Raw genomic sequence first — 13,934 nt, 5'->3', positions numbered from 1 at the left:
AAATGACAGATGATAATTTAGCGGTCTATCAAATGCGAGAAAATAGATATAAGAATAAAGAAATAGCGAAGGCCATGCACAAAGAACTTAACTACATCAACATTCTTCAGCGTCAAAATAACATGATCGGTAAAAAATTATATAGAGAAGACGATGAGTGGCAGCGGTTGAATGCTAGAAGGAATAAACATAGGAATGAGTTGTTGGAGGCAGAGAAATGAAAATTAACTTTTGGGGCTGGGTATTTCTAATTGGTTTTCTAGGTGCCTTAATTAATTTTATATTTGCTAGTTCAGTTATCGGAGTATCAAGAAGTGGCTTCATGATGGTTATTTTGATTCTACTGGCATTGAGAGGTAATTGGAATGATTAAAAAGTATAGAAAAAAGGTTCCTATTCAAGCAGAGCAGTTTGATGGATCCACCGAAATGATTAATAGATATAACATCAGAACTAATACAGTTTACAAGCTAGATCCTGAAGATGAGTCATTTAATGAAACCGTTCCTTATCAAATCGAAACATTAGAAGGATGGATTGAACTAAGGCTTAACTATTGGATTGCTGAAGGCGTAAGTGGTGAACATTGGGCAATTGCAGATGATATTTTTAAAAAGACTTATGTAGAGGTAGAGAAATGAATCAGGTTAAGACGTTCGTTAGAGTTGCTATTGATGATGATAATGATGAAGAGGTAAATGAATTTCTGAGAACTCATAATGTTAAAAACATTAAAACCAATGCTATCCAAGGTTTCACGTATACATCCTACAGAGATTATGTGAAGACTGTAGATGACACATTTAAACCATCAGTTATTACAACAGTTATTTATAAAGGATGTAATGAAAATGAATAGCAAACAATATAAAGCCATGGTTGATTACTTTAAAATGTTTTCACCATTTGATGATGAACAAGAACGTGAAGATGATGCACAGGAGGCAGTCAGTGCTATTGATGAAATCTTGAGGGAGAACGCTGATGAATGAGGAAAGACTAAAGAAAATAAAAAAGCTATCAGGTCAAATCCACTGCAAACTTAAATTTGAAGAAGTTTCATTATCAGCTTATAAAGAACTTACTGAACTAAGTAATCAATTAGAAAAAGAACTAAATCCCAAAGTAGTCATGCCAAGGATATTTCATATTTGGTTAGCAGGCCGAGGTGGAGATCAGAGTATGGCACTAATGAGATTGACCAAGCTGTTTACTGATAACTTTGATTCTTACGAGAATGGAGTAGAAGAAGATTTTTGGGACTGGTTAATTTTAGGTGGAGATTTAAGAAGTCATAAGCAATATCAAATGTGTGTTGATGCAATTATTAATGGTTATGAGGTTAAAGATGATGAATAAAGAAAAGATTATGGATCAACTGATGGATATCAGAGAGTTAACTGGTGGAGCTGATAGTCCAAGTATTGATTTGAAAAAGGATTTGATGGCAATTAGGGATATTTCTTCTAACACGCTCAAAGAATTAAATTCGAAGATTGTCATGCCTAAAGTCTTTGATGACTGGTATCAATTTGTTGCCAAGGACTGTGGAGAAAATCCAGAATATCTTGAAAGATGGGTGTATCTTTCGTATATGGAGCAGGCTCCAAATTCAGATCAAAAGTTTAGTAGCAAAGAAGAAATAGCGTTTGGGAAATGGCTTTATGGTGATGTAGATGACACTTCGGCCAGGAAACAGCAATTAGTTACTAATGCGATTATGGATGGATTTGAGGTGGAGAAATGAATAAGAAATTTTTAAAGGAACATTTTATAGACGATGAATCTATGGAAGAACATGCTGCGACATTAAAAGAAGCTAGTGAATTGCAGTCAAAAATTAACAACGTTGGGATTGATCCATTCGATGATTTAGAAGAGTTGTTAGATATGTATGAACAATTGATTTGTGTGTCGAGAATCCTTTACCTTGCTGTTTTCTATGCTAAAGAAGAGGAAAACAAATAAACAAAAAAAGCCACCCACAAAGTGAGCAGCTAATTAATTGGTTCCTACAAATCAATTATATCACGGGGAGTGGCCGATTTGTATTTATTGCCAGAAATTGATAGTAAGAAAACAAAAAAGAACGCTAGAAGAGTTTTGAATCCGTATCGTAATCTAGCCAGGATTTCAGGTCTGTCACTAACAGATACAAAATCCCCGGCTATAACTGGAATGCCTAGAAATAATGTGTTTGGAAATTCTAAGGAAATTAAAAATGTAAATGTTATATCAGCAATCGATGAAATTGAAGAGATAGAGAAAGCTGTGTCAAACTTAAGTAGGGAGTGTATGGAAGTAATTTATTACACATATATGTCTAAAGAATTACATACGAAAATAGATATAGCTGGATTAGTGTTTGGAAGTATAAATGCAAATAAAACTGTTGAAAGAAGGTTGAGTGAAGGGTTATTACAATTTGCAGAAGCATATAGAGGAGGACGATTACTATCTTTTAAAAACCAAGAAAATTGTAGTCTTTCACTTAAATATTGACCTGTGAGTAAAATGTGTCTACTTTTTGTCCTACTTATGTACTAAATAGTACGTTTTTGAGTGTTATATTAGTATTATCGAAAGATTAAGAAATGCGGTTACTCTACCGCTTAAAAGGAGCTCATTTGTTAGAAGAGTTATGATAACGCTCTTCATTTCGTGAGAACGCATGGGTGGGCTAAATTAAAAAAATAATTAGTATTTCCCTCAACAATATTTAAATGTTTTTCCTTCCAATTTAGCTTGAGGTTCGAATCCTCATTCTCACATTGTGAAAGCTGGTTACTTTCACATAGAACATTAGTGCTATAAACTCCTTCAAGAATTTATTAGGCTGGAATTAACCAGCCTTATGTTTCGATAGCTCAATTGGTAGAGCATTCGGCTGTTAACCGAACGGTTATAGGTTCGACTCCTATTCGGAACGTTGATTGTCGGAAAGCAATCATAAAATATAAAGGAAAACGTTAATTGATTCTTTTGTAAAACAGCAACGGTAGTCAGTGGTACAAAGGGTAACACTAAAATTCGATGATGGTGCATGGTTCGATTCCATGCCTGACTATAAGTAGTGTGGCAGGTTAACAGTTTGTAACCACGTGGACATACTAGTGGGTTCGATTCCTACTCACACTATTAATAAGAGAGTGGTGGTATCTCTACGGAGACCATTGCGGAGATCAGTCAATTATGGCTGGTCTTTTTATTTTGGAGGAAAAGAATATGACATTTAGTGAAGCATTTGAAGAAGTTAAACATGGCTAAGATGATTCACACAAAGGCTGGTTACATGACTAAGGAAGAAGCTAAGATGATTGGTGATCTAGATCGTGATTTGAAAAAGAAGAGAGAAAAACCTAAGCGTTAAAAAATCTGAAACAAACACGGATGGAATTTTGAAAGGGAGGTGGTGAAGATGAGTGGCTAGACCTAGAAATCCTAAACGTGATGAGGCTATGTCGATATGGCTCAAGTCCAAGGGGGACAAGCCACTTGTTGACATTGCCAAACAATTAGAAGTATCAGCATCTACTATTCGTAAATGGAAGTCCCAGGATAAATGGGCTGACAAGTTGAAAGGGAGCGCTCCGATATCCAAAAGGAGCGCTCCCTTTGATTCGCTCAAAGATAATAAGAATGCTGCGGGTAATTCTGGTGGCTCAGCACCGCCTGGGAATAAGAATGCTCTGACTACCGGTCAATATGAAACAATCATGCTTGATCAACTATCTGATGATGAGAGGGCAATATTTGAAGGTGTGACTGATGATCCTTTAGTAACAATCAATACTGAGATACGTCAGTTAAAGGTACGGCAATATCGAATAACTAAACGCATCAGTAAGGTTGCTCATGGGATGGACGATATTGAGGTTCAAACATATAACAAAATCAAACAGAAACGTCATTCATTTAAAGACGACAATGAAAATCAAATAGTTACCAAGGTTAATGAAGTTACTCCAACCGGTTCAATGACACAATCATATAGAAAATTTGATGATCTACTGAAACTAGAGGATGCCTTAACTGCCGTTGGAAATTCATTACTCAAGGCTATCAAAGATAAGGCTAAGATACTGAATATCCCTTATGATCAGGAATTACAACAAGTTAGAACTGAAATGACTAAGCAACAGACTAGGATCATCAAATATAACGCTGAAACAATTAAATTAGAAAAAGAATCAGTTAACAATAATTCTGTTCAAATAATAGATGATATTGAAGGAGATGATGAAGATGGCACGACAAGTAAAACTCAAGAATAAGGTTGCACCATCATTCAGACAACTTCACATAGATATTAAAAACCATAGACATTCAAATTATTGGTTAAAAGGTGGCCGTGGCTCAACTAAATCTAGTTTTGTATCAATTGAAGTTGTACTTGGAATCATGCGAGATTCGGAAGCTAATGCGGTTGTACTCAGAAAGGTTGCAAATACTTTACGTGATTCAGTTTATGATCAGTATCTTTGGGCAATCGATGCTTTGGGAGTTGAAGAGTATTGGAAAGAGTCAGTTAGTCCTATGACGTTGACCTATATTCCTACAGGACAACAAATCCGATTTAAAGGTGCAGATAAGCCAAGAAAGATTAAATCGCAAAAGTTTAGACATGGTTATACAAAGTTTAAACATTATGAAGAAACTGATGAATTTAAAAATTGGGCTGAGATACGTTCAATGAATCAATCTCTAAATCGTGGTGGTAGTAATATCATTACTTTCTATTCGTACAACCCTCCAGCTAGTCTCAATAGTTGGGTTAATCAGACAACGGCTAAAGAAGGCACTCGTGATGATACTTTGATTCATTCATCTGATTACTTATCAGTTCCTAAAGAATGGCTAGGAAAAGAATTCCTGGCTGATGCGGAACAATTAAAGAAAGATAATCCGAAGGCTTTCAATCATGAATACTTAGGAGAAATAACTGGGACAGGTGCAGAAGTATTCGACAACATCACGTTACGCAAAATTACTAAAGAAGAATATCAACTATTCGATAACATCAAAAGAGGCCTCGATTTTGGTTTTGCTCATGATCCATTAGCATACGTCGAGACCTTTTTTGATGTCGCAAATCACAGATTATATATTTTCAATGAAATTTATCAGGTTGGTTTGAAGAATAGAAACGCTGTTGATTTGATTAAGAAACTTGATCCAGAAAATAAGCAGGTTATTGGTGATTCAGCGTCCCCTGGTACGATTGCTGAATATAGAGATATGGGATTGAACGTCTATGGTGCTATTAAGGGACCAGGTAGCCGTGATCAGGGCTATAAATGGTTACAGGATTTACGTGAGATAGTCATTGATTCTAAGAAATGCCCGAATGCAGCAAGAGAATTCAGCACTTATGAATTAGAAAGAGATTCAAACGGAAACTTTAAGGCTGGCTATCCTGATGGTAATGACCATGCTATGGATGCCACAAGATATTCACTTGAATCAACTATTAGGAAAGGAGGATTCAAGCCTTGGAAATCAAAGAAATGAAGAAACTGCTTCAATTAACTGATCCACGAAGAACCGAATTTATTAATAGATTTCAAAAGTCATTGAACTATTACTTTAATAAGAATGACATCACGAACCGCAATAATGGTGAATCAAAGACCAATCCTGATGGTAAGGATGAACCATTAAGAAAAGCTGACAATCGTGTTAGTTCCAATTTTCATCAACTACTAGTTGACCAAGAAGCTGGTTACTTAGCCACTATTCCTCCTGCAATTGATGTTGAAGATGATAAATTGAATGAGGATATTAAAGCCACATTAGGCGACAATTTCAATTTACGTTTGAATCAGTTGGTGGTTGATGCTGCCAATGCCGGTGTTGCTTGGATTCATTATTGGATTGATAAAGATAATCAATTTCGATATGGGATTGTCCCCCCTGGTCAAGTTACACCAATCTATTCAAGTGATTTGGATAAAAAGTTATTGGCTGTTCGTAGAACGTACCAGGAATTAAATCCAGATACTGGCAAGAATTATAGTGTGCATGAGTATTGGAATGATAAAACAGTAACAGTATTTAAATCGGAAACCTCTAATTATGATAATTTATTGCAAATGAATGATCGTTTTCCTATTTTTGATGCCAGTACAGGGAATGAATTAGGGAGTAGCAACGTTCTTGAACATCATTTTGGTAGAATTCCTTTTATATCGTTTCCTAAAAATAAGTATGAACGTCCTGATTTATTTAAGTACAAAGGCTTAATTGATGTTTACGACAATGTTTATAATGGCTTCGTCAACGATGTAGATGACGTTCAACAGGTAATTCTTGTGCTTACTAATTATGGTGGTGAAGATATTGATGAGTTGATGGATACTATGAAAGAATACAAGGCTATCAAACTTGATAACATTGGTACTGGTGATAAGTCGGGGTTGGATAAGTTAACGATTGATATTCCAACCGAGGCTAGAAATTCTTTACTGGATATCACTAAATCCGATTTGTTTGTTGAAGCACAAGGGATTGATCCAACAGACTTTGCTACCAATAATGCTACGGGTACAGCAATCAAAATGTTATATAGTCACTTGGAACTCAAAGCCTCAATGACTGAATCATACTTTCGAGATAGCTTAAATGAGTTGGTTAGAGCAATTATGCAATGGTTGAATGTATCTGATTATGAGGGTCGAAAGATTAACCAAAAATGGACTCGAACAGCCATTCACAATAGTTTGGAAGATGCACAAGTTATTTCACAAGTTGCAAACTATTCATCTGATGAGTCTATTGCTAAGGCCAATCCAATCGTTGATGACTGGCAAGAGGAAATGAAGAATCGTCGTGATGATGAAGTTAATCGAGATGGCTATTCTAATCCTGACAATCTTAATAATCTAAATGGTAATGAAGATGACTAAGCTCAGTTATTGGGATAAACGTTATCTTAGGATTAAGGCTCGTGAACTTCAGAATACTGCCGATTATGAGAGTAATTTAAAATCGAGATTATCTGGTTTAGAGTACGAGTTAGAGCAAGAAGCTAATATCTGGTATTCAAAATATGCTGACAATCATGATATTAATCCAGACACTGCCAAAAAATTATTAAGTACTGTTGGCAGTACCAATTGGACTATGACTCTTGAAGAATTCAAACGTAAGGCTATTAAAGATGGTTACACTAAAGAACTAGATTCAGAGTATTTTAAAAGTAGAATAGCTAGGCTGCAGGATTTAGAAGAGCAGCTTGAAGAAATTAGTAGTCGTTTTGCAAGTGATGAAACGGACAGTTTATCTAATAGGTTAACTGATCAGTTTCAAGATACTTACATGACGACTATTTTTAATACTCAGATTCAGCAAGCTAAATTAACCAGTGAGTTTGCTAGGTTTAATGAAGACCAGATTAAATATATTGTTAATCAGCCTTGGCACAAAGAAGATTTCTCTAAACGTGTTTGGAAAAATTATCATGAAGAACTTCCAAAACAATTAGTTGATGTGATGTTACGTGGAACGTTCATGGGTTATAGTCCTCAACGTATTACTAAGATGTTTCAACAAAGATTTGAAAGTATTCGTAGACATCAAATACACCGCTTGGTTATTACCGAAATGGGACACATTGCTGAACAGGCTACTTCAAAGGCTTATGAAGAATCAGGTATTGAAGAGTATGAATATATGGCAACACTTGAATCTCATACTTGTGAAGTGTGTGCTCATTTAGATGGTGAAATATTTAAAATGCCGGAGAAAAAGGAAGGCATTAACTATCCATTAATTCATCCTCATTGCCGGTGTACTACAGTTCCTTATATTGAAGGATTACCTGAAGTTAAAGAACGTTGGATGCGTGATCCCGAAACAGGTAAAGGCAAGATTATTAACAATATGAGCTTTGATGAATGGAAGCAAAAATACGGCTAGCCAGAAAATAATACTAAGAAGTTAGTTAAAAATATGGTTATTGGTATCAATCCTTTGGATAAATCAAATTGACCTGAGCAAGTCGTAAAAGTGCTTAATTTTTATACCTCAAATGTGGCCGTTCCACGTAAATCTAACGAGAGAGGATTTTTAATTATGAAACGAGAATTTTTAAAGAGTTTGAACTTAGACGATAAAGTCATTGAACAAATCATGTCGAAAAATGGTGCTGATATTGAAAATGTCAAAAAATCATTTGGTGATGTCGACTCAATCAAGCAAGAAAATGAATCTTATAAAGCTCAACTTGCTGAACGTGATAAGGATATCAAGTCACTATCCAAACAGGTTAAAGATAATGATGATTTATCTAGTCAACTTAGTGATTTACAAGATAAATACAAAACTGATACCACTAATCTTAATAATCAACTAAGTCAAACTAAATTGAACAGCGCTTTGAATGAGACTTTGACTACCGCTAAGGTTCGTAATCCTAAAGCTATCAAAGGTCTATTGAATATGGACGATATCAAGCTAAATGATAAGGGCGAATTAGTTGGTGTTAATGATCAACTTGAGTCACTTAAAGAGTCTGATGGTTACCTCTTTGATGAAGGACAACATCAAGACTACAGCCCTGCTGGAGGTAATGGTTCCAATGATAAGAATGACGTTCAAACATTAACTAATATATTTAAAGGAGAGTAATAAATAATGGCAACAATTAACTATGCTGATGCATATCAACAAGCTATTCAACAAGGTTTCTATGATGGACATTTATTTTCAGCTGCATTATGGAATTCACCATCTAACTCATTAATTAAATTTGATGGAGCAAAACATATTAAACTACCACGTTTGACAATCGACTCAGGCCGTAAGGATAGAAGTCGCAGAACAATCACAGAAATTGTTTCTAACTATTCCAATGATTGGGATTCATATGAATTGAAGAATGAACGTTATTGGTCAACATTAGTTGATCCATCTGATATTGATGAATCTAATATGGTCATTTCACTAGCTAATATCACTAAGCAATTTAACCTTGATGAGAAGCTACCAGAAAAAGACCGATACATGTTCAGTAAATTGTATAAAGAAAAAGTAGCTGCAAATGATGGCGGTATTTCAACTGATACGTTAGATGAAAAGAACATCTTAGGGGCTTTTGATAATATGATGGCCAACTTTGATGAACAACGCATTCCACAATCTGGACGTATTTTGTATGTCACACCTCAAATTAATAAGATTTTAAAGAGTGCAGATGCGATTAATCGTTCAATTATTTTAAGTGATCAAGCTAATATCAAACGTTCTGTGTATAGTCTTGATGATGTAACTATCAATGTTATTCCATCAGACTTAATGCAAACGGCATTTGATTTTACAGTTGGTTCAAAACTTGAAGATGATGCTAAGCAAATTGAGATGTTTTTAATTTACAATGGTGTTCAAGTTGCACCTGAAAAGTATGCTTTTGCTGGCTTTGATGCACCATCTGCTCAAAACAGTGGTAACTATTTGTACTATGAAGATTCTTATGATGATGTACTACTTTTGAAGACTAAAACTAAGGGAATTGAGTTCGTTATTGCTGATAAAACAGTAACAGCCCCAAAAGCGTAACCCCTAAACTGAATAAGCCAACTAGTTCGAATACGATAGCTGAAATAACAGCTTGGTTAGATGCTAATAACATTGATCATACTGGTAAGACGGCTAAAGATGATTTGTTGGCCTTAGTTCCAGTGAATTAGGGGTGATTAAATGATTGAATTTCCAAGAAAGGAAAATATTACAACTAAATTAGCTGTTTTGGTTCCTGATAATGGTAATAAAAATTATTCAAGCGTTATTGATTTTGTGGTTGATAAAGTGGTTAGTGATATTAGTAATTACATTCATATCTCTATTGATTTGATGCCTGAGGAACTTGATATGACAATCATTTCTATGTGTGTACAAGTAATTGATACTCACGAATTATTAACGCCTATTGAAGATAGAAATGATGGCGTTACCTCATTATCTGAAGGAGATATTTCAGTTTCATTCAAAACACCTGCTGATGTCTACTCCACACTTCAATCAGTTAATCCGATTACTGATAATTTCATCTCTCAACTTAATGGTTTTAGGAGAGTACAACGATGAAATCAGTATTTAAAAAGATGAATGGAATTATTGAACAAGTTTGGAATGATCGGGTCACTATCATTGGTGTTAAGAACGGCAAACATGGTCCATTCAGTGAAGATGAGCCCGTTACCATTTGTGAAGATAGGCCAGGTAAAGTGATTCTTGGTAGTTTAAAACCTGGTAACCAAACTGAATTTGGAACGGATCAGTACGATGCCAAACTTTTGATTGATAATAATGTTTCTATTCCCGCTGGAGCTGATATAACCGTTACTGATGTAAATGGTCATATCACTAAATATAAGCGCTCAAGTAAGGGATACAGAGGTTATGTCAGTCATCAAGAGGTAGCGATGATTAGGGATGAAAAAGCTAAGGATGTGGTAACTGATGAGTTGGGGAACGATTGATGATGCTCAGTTTCAACAATTTGCCAATAAAATTAAGAATAAAATCGATTCCGGAATGATAAAGCAGGAAATCGAAATGACTGCATTTAAAGTTGGTGTTCAAGCTGGTAAAAATGTTAGATCCATGACACCAGTCAAAGAAGGTAACTTAAGACGACAATGGTCAATCGTTGGTCCAACTTATACAGGAAATGCTTTTGTAATTGAACTTCAAAATAATACTGAGTACGCCTCATATGTTGAAGATGGACACAGACAAACACCAGGTCGATATGTTCCGACTATTGGCAAACGCTTGAAGGCCAGTTGGGTACCTGGTACTCATATGCTTATGAAGACTATGTTTGAAATTGATGCTCAAATGCCACAATTACTATCACCTATCTTGAGAGATTTAGGAGGTCTATTTGATTGAAAGAGAGCATTGTTGAACTTATCGGGAATGAACTCGCTGAGTTATATCCAAATATTCAAATTAATAGAGAAAACCGTAAAGGTGGCTTTGAAGAGCCATCTTTTTTTATACAAAAAGTGGACACAGGTGTGAAACCTGAATTGTTTGATATTCAAAATCGTAAGTATGCCTATCAGATTGTTTATTTTCCCAAGATTGATAGACCAAATGAAGATATGGAATCTGTTGAAGAAGTGTTAGCGGATAATTTTACTGATTTGAAAGATTATGCAACGATTCGCAATCGAAACTTCAAGCAATCTGATGACAATACCTTACAAATGACTTTTGAAGTATGGATTCGTGCTCATAAAGTCGATAACACCCCTAAACAGGAGAATATGAAGTTTAAAGGAGGAATTGCTAATGGCAATTGAAAGTTATAGCAAAGAATCTTTAGTTAATAGCACAGGATTTAGTCCAATGGACCGAGATATTTTGAAGATTGTACTTGATAATTCAAAACAATATTCGTTATCTGCTGCTAATCGAGAAATTATTAAGTTTAAAGGAGGAATTAAATAAATATGGCTGGAACATGGACAACACAGAATAAACGTCGCCCTGGCGCTTATATTAATACGGTTGGTGCTTCACAACCTAAAGCAGATACTAGCTTAGGTAGAACGCTTTTAGTTAGCGATGTAACTCTTAACTGGGGAGCAAAAGGAATAATTGAATTGAACTCTAATTCTGATTTTAAGGCATTGCTTGGTGAACCATTGAATACTCCTGAACTTGGAGCATTGAGAGAAACGCTAAAAGGTGCATTAACCGTATTATTTTTAAATAATAATGATGGTGATAAAGCAACAATCGCTAATGATGCTCTACCTTGGACTTTTACAGCAAAGTACCCTGGTACTAAAGGTAATGACATTCATGTATCTGTGGTTAAGGATCCTAACGATGCTACAAGAATCACTGTATCAACGATTTATGGTACAGAAGTTGTTGACCAACAGGTCATTAGAACAACAACTGCAAGTGGTTTGAAATCTAATGAATACATTGATGTGGTAAATATTTCTGATACGGTTCCCGGCGTTGATGATAAGCCATCTACTAATAAATTAGATTCTTTGGCCAATTCCACAACTTATGATTTGGCTGGTGGTACTACTAAACCAGTTGAGATTACCGATTTATTGAATGATGTTCTTGAAACGGCACAATTTAATGTTGTGACCGCAGCAGGATTTGAACCTAAGAACAATATTCATCAATTAATTGCCACAGCAGTTCAACGTTTAAGGGATGAAGAAGGTTATAAGGTTCGTGCAGTTGTTCCTGTGTATGAAGGCGGGTATGATTACGATAACGAAGGCGTTTCAGTTGTGGCTAATGGAGTAATTCTTGAAGATGGAACTTTAATTGATACAACCACTGCAGCTGGTTATTTTGCAGGTATTTCTTCAGCAACCGACTCAAGTAAGTCATTAACCTATTCAGAATACCCTGGAGCAGTCTCCACCTATCCATCACTAAATAATGAATTAACAATTAAAGCACTGAATAGTGGTTGGGTTGTTTTTACTGCTAAGCGGGGTGGAAGAGTAGTTATTGAACAAGATATTAATTCATTAACAACGTACTCAGATGATAAACCCAAAGAATTTAGCAAGAATCGCATTATCAGAACGCTTGATCAAATTGCTACTGATACTGAAAATATTTTTGAAACTATGTTTATTGGAAAAGTCAATAATGATTCAACTGGTCGTGACTTATTTAAGGCTAATCGTGTTGCATACATGTCTAATCTAATGAAGGCGGGTATTATCGCAGATTTTGATTCGTCCGATTTAACGGTTGATCCTGGTGACGATAAGGATTCAATCTTAGTCAATCTGGCAGTAACACCAATTGATTCCATGGAAAAATTATATATGACAATTGTTGTCGAATAGAGAGGAGCAATTAAGTATGGATGAATCAACAAGTACTATTGGTAGTTTTTTAAATGGTAGAGATACTATTTCAACAAAGGACGCCAAACTATATATCACAATAGATGGAAAAGTGATTCCTTTGATTGAAGGTACTAAATTTACAGCGAAGTTAGAGAAAAATAAGGAAGATGTTCAAACTCTTGGTAGTAGATGGAAACACAAGAAAACAACAAGTGTCGAAGGTACCGGTACTTTAGGTGGATATGTAATCAGTTCAGCGTGGTTGAAATATGCTTTACCTTACATTCAAGGTGGTAAAGATTTATACTTTGAAATCACGTTGTCAATCGAAGACCCTACTTCAAGAGCTGGAAAGCAAACAGTTCACTTAGGCGAAGTTAACTTAGACGATATTCCTATTGGAGATTTTGAAGCTGATGACGGCGTAATGGAATGGGAATCAGATTTTACGTTTGAAGAAGTTGACTTAGTAACACCATTTACAGGATTTGAAATTTAGGAGGAATTATATTTTGACAGATGTTAAAGATTTTTTAATGGAAAATGTGGATGCAAAACCGGAAACAAGGGAGGTTAAGTTTCCTCGATTCAAAGCACCATTTGTAATTAAATCAATTACAGAAGATGAAAACTCAGTACTTCAAAAACAAGCAACGACGAAGACTAAGGACAGACAAACACGTCAAATCACGTCAAGTGTGGATCAGTCTAAATATGTTGATCTGTTAGCAGCCGCATGTGTTGTGTCTCCTGAACTTGATAATGCTGATTTACAGAAGAGTTGGAACTCAATTGCTAATCCAGTGGGACTTTTGAAGAAAATGTTAAAAGTTGGAGAATATGCTGAATTACTCAACCAAATTCAAGATTTATGTGGTTTTGATTTAGAGGATGTGGATAATCTTCGTGAAGAAGTAAAAAACTAGCCAATTCTAGTGATACAGGCGATTTAAATTACTATTTCTATGCAATGAACGAATATCACTGGACGCCTCAAACGTGGCTTTCGTTTTCAAATAGAGAAAGAGCATTAATTATCGCTGGAATTGAAATAAGAATCACTGAGGAAAAGAAACAACAAAAAGAGGC

Annotated in this window: 23 protein-coding genes and 1 tRNA gene; all 24 read left to right on the top strand. The window is 35.3% G+C overall.

What is annotated here, in order from left to right; all coding sequences use genetic code 11:
• Positions 1–2 precede the first annotated feature (2 nt).
• The 24 genes from LAB100_RS04720 to LAB100_RS04620 all read left to right on the top strand — a co-directional run bounded on the left by LAB100_RS04720 (position 3) and on the right by LAB100_RS04620 (position 13,771).
• Entirely contained in the window at positions 3–221 is a 219-nt protein-coding gene (locus LAB100_RS04720) for a hypothetical protein (protein WP_119325690.1), read from the top strand.
• Positions 218–373 (top strand): hypothetical protein, encoded by a 156-nt coding sequence (locus LAB100_RS11540; RefSeq protein ID WP_162894156.1) that lies wholly within the window; start codon positions 218–220, stop codon positions 371–373. The genes LAB100_RS04720 and LAB100_RS11540 overlap by 4 nt, the downstream gene beginning before the upstream one ends.
• Positions 366–641, top strand: coding sequence for a hypothetical protein (locus LAB100_RS04715; RefSeq protein ID WP_119325691.1), 276 nt, complete (start codon positions 366–368; stop codon positions 639–641). The genes LAB100_RS11540 and LAB100_RS04715 overlap by 8 nt, the downstream gene beginning before the upstream one ends.
• Positions 638–859 (top strand): hypothetical protein, encoded by a 222-nt coding sequence (locus LAB100_RS04710; protein WP_119325692.1) that lies wholly within the window; start codon positions 638–640, stop codon positions 857–859. Before LAB100_RS04715 ends, LAB100_RS04710 begins: the two co-directional genes overlap by 4 nt.
• A complete protein-coding gene (locus tag LAB100_RS11535; protein ID WP_162894157.1) occupies positions 852–992 on the top strand; it encodes a hypothetical protein in 141 nt (46 codons plus the stop codon). Before LAB100_RS04710 ends, LAB100_RS11535 begins: the two co-directional genes overlap by 8 nt.
• Entirely contained in the window at positions 985–1,359 is a 375-nt protein-coding gene (locus tag LAB100_RS04705; RefSeq protein ID WP_119325693.1) for a hypothetical protein, read from the top strand. The genes LAB100_RS11535 and LAB100_RS04705 overlap by 8 nt, the downstream gene beginning before the upstream one ends.
• Positions 1,349–1,747, top strand: a complete 399-nt coding sequence (locus LAB100_RS04700) for a hypothetical protein (protein ID WP_119325694.1) — start codon at positions 1,349–1,351, stop codon at positions 1,745–1,747. Before LAB100_RS04705 ends, LAB100_RS04700 begins: the two co-directional genes overlap by 11 nt.
• Complete coding sequence (locus tag LAB100_RS04695; RefSeq protein WP_119325695.1) at positions 1,744–1,968, top strand: hypothetical protein; 225 nt, start codon at positions 1,744–1,746, stop codon at positions 1,966–1,968. The genes LAB100_RS04700 and LAB100_RS04695 overlap by 4 nt, the downstream gene beginning before the upstream one ends.
• 78 nt (positions 1,969–2,046) lie before the next feature.
• Positions 2,047–2,502 (top strand): ArpU family phage packaging/lysis transcriptional regulator, encoded by a 456-nt coding sequence (locus LAB100_RS04690; protein ID WP_162894158.1) that lies wholly within the window; start codon positions 2,047–2,049, stop codon positions 2,500–2,502.
• A 354-nt stretch (positions 2,503–2,856) separates the two neighbouring features.
• A tRNA-Asn gene (locus tag LAB100_RS04685) sits at positions 2,857–2,929 on the top strand.
• Between the two features lie 493 nt (positions 2,930–3,422).
• Positions 3,423–4,274 (top strand): phage terminase small subunit, encoded by an 852-nt coding sequence (terS, locus tag LAB100_RS04680; protein ID WP_119325697.1) that lies wholly within the window; start codon positions 3,423–3,425, stop codon positions 4,272–4,274.
• Entirely contained in the window at positions 4,246–5,511 is a 1,266-nt protein-coding gene (locus LAB100_RS04675) for a PBSX family phage terminase large subunit (protein ID WP_119325698.1), read from the top strand. Before terS ends, LAB100_RS04675 begins: the two co-directional genes overlap by 29 nt.
• Entirely contained in the window at positions 5,493–6,905 is a 1,413-nt protein-coding gene (locus tag LAB100_RS04670; protein WP_119325699.1) for a phage portal protein, read from the top strand. Before LAB100_RS04675 ends, LAB100_RS04670 begins: the two co-directional genes overlap by 19 nt.
• Positions 6,898–7,917 carry a minor capsid protein gene (locus LAB100_RS04665; protein WP_162894159.1) on the top strand — a complete coding sequence of 340 codons (1,020 nt, stop codon included), beginning with the start codon at positions 6,898–6,900 and terminating at the stop codon, positions 7,915–7,917. The genes LAB100_RS04670 and LAB100_RS04665 overlap by 8 nt, the downstream gene beginning before the upstream one ends.
• A 156-nt stretch (positions 7,918–8,073) precedes the next feature.
• Complete coding sequence (locus LAB100_RS04660) at positions 8,074–8,628, top strand: phage scaffolding protein (RefSeq protein WP_119325701.1); 555 nt, start codon at positions 8,074–8,076, stop codon at positions 8,626–8,628.
• 6 nt (positions 8,629–8,634) lie between these two features.
• Positions 8,635–9,555, top strand: coding sequence for a capsid protein (locus tag LAB100_RS04655; protein ID WP_246001251.1), 921 nt, complete (start codon positions 8,635–8,637; stop codon positions 9,553–9,555).
• 141 nt (positions 9,556–9,696) lie between these two features.
• Positions 9,697–10,083: a head-tail connector protein gene (locus tag LAB100_RS04650; protein WP_119325702.1), complete on the top strand. Its 387-nt coding sequence runs from the start codon at positions 9,697–9,699 to the stop codon at positions 10,081–10,083.
• Positions 10,080–10,478: a hypothetical protein gene (locus tag LAB100_RS04645; protein WP_246001249.1), complete on the top strand. Its 399-nt coding sequence runs from the start codon at positions 10,080–10,082 to the stop codon at positions 10,476–10,478. Before LAB100_RS04650 ends, LAB100_RS04645 begins: the two co-directional genes overlap by 4 nt.
• A complete protein-coding gene (locus LAB100_RS04640; RefSeq protein WP_119325703.1) occupies positions 10,459–10,893 on the top strand; it encodes an HK97 gp10 family phage protein in 435 nt (144 codons plus the stop codon). Before LAB100_RS04645 ends, LAB100_RS04640 begins: the two co-directional genes overlap by 20 nt.
• Entirely contained in the window at positions 10,890–11,309 is a 420-nt protein-coding gene (locus LAB100_RS04635; RefSeq protein ID WP_119325704.1) for a phage tail terminator family protein, read from the top strand. Before LAB100_RS04640 ends, LAB100_RS04635 begins: the two co-directional genes overlap by 4 nt.
• A complete protein-coding gene (locus LAB100_RS11530) occupies positions 11,299–11,457 on the top strand; it encodes a hypothetical protein (protein WP_162894160.1) in 159 nt (52 codons plus the stop codon). Before LAB100_RS04635 ends, LAB100_RS11530 begins: the two co-directional genes overlap by 11 nt.
• Positions 11,458–11,459: 2 nt before the next feature.
• Positions 11,460–12,842: a phage tail sheath family protein gene (locus tag LAB100_RS04630; RefSeq protein ID WP_119325705.1), complete on the top strand. Its 1,383-nt coding sequence runs from the start codon at positions 11,460–11,462 to the stop codon at positions 12,840–12,842.
• 16 nt (positions 12,843–12,858) lie between these two features.
• Entirely contained in the window at positions 12,859–13,344 is a 486-nt protein-coding gene (locus LAB100_RS04625; protein ID WP_119325706.1) for a phage tail tube protein, read from the top strand.
• Between the two features lie 13 nt (positions 13,345–13,357).
• On the top strand, positions 13,358–13,771 hold the full coding sequence (locus LAB100_RS04620) for a phage tail assembly chaperone (protein WP_119325707.1): 414 nt from the start codon (positions 13,358–13,360) through the stop codon (positions 13,769–13,771).
• Positions 13,772–13,934 lie beyond the last annotated feature (163 nt).

Origin of the sequence: Companilactobacillus musae, from assembly GCF_003967595.1 — a bacterium.
Lineage (GTDB): Bacteria > Bacillota > Bacilli > Lactobacillales > Lactobacillaceae > Companilactobacillus > Companilactobacillus musae.
This window is presented reverse-complemented; position numbering and strand designations above follow the sequence as displayed.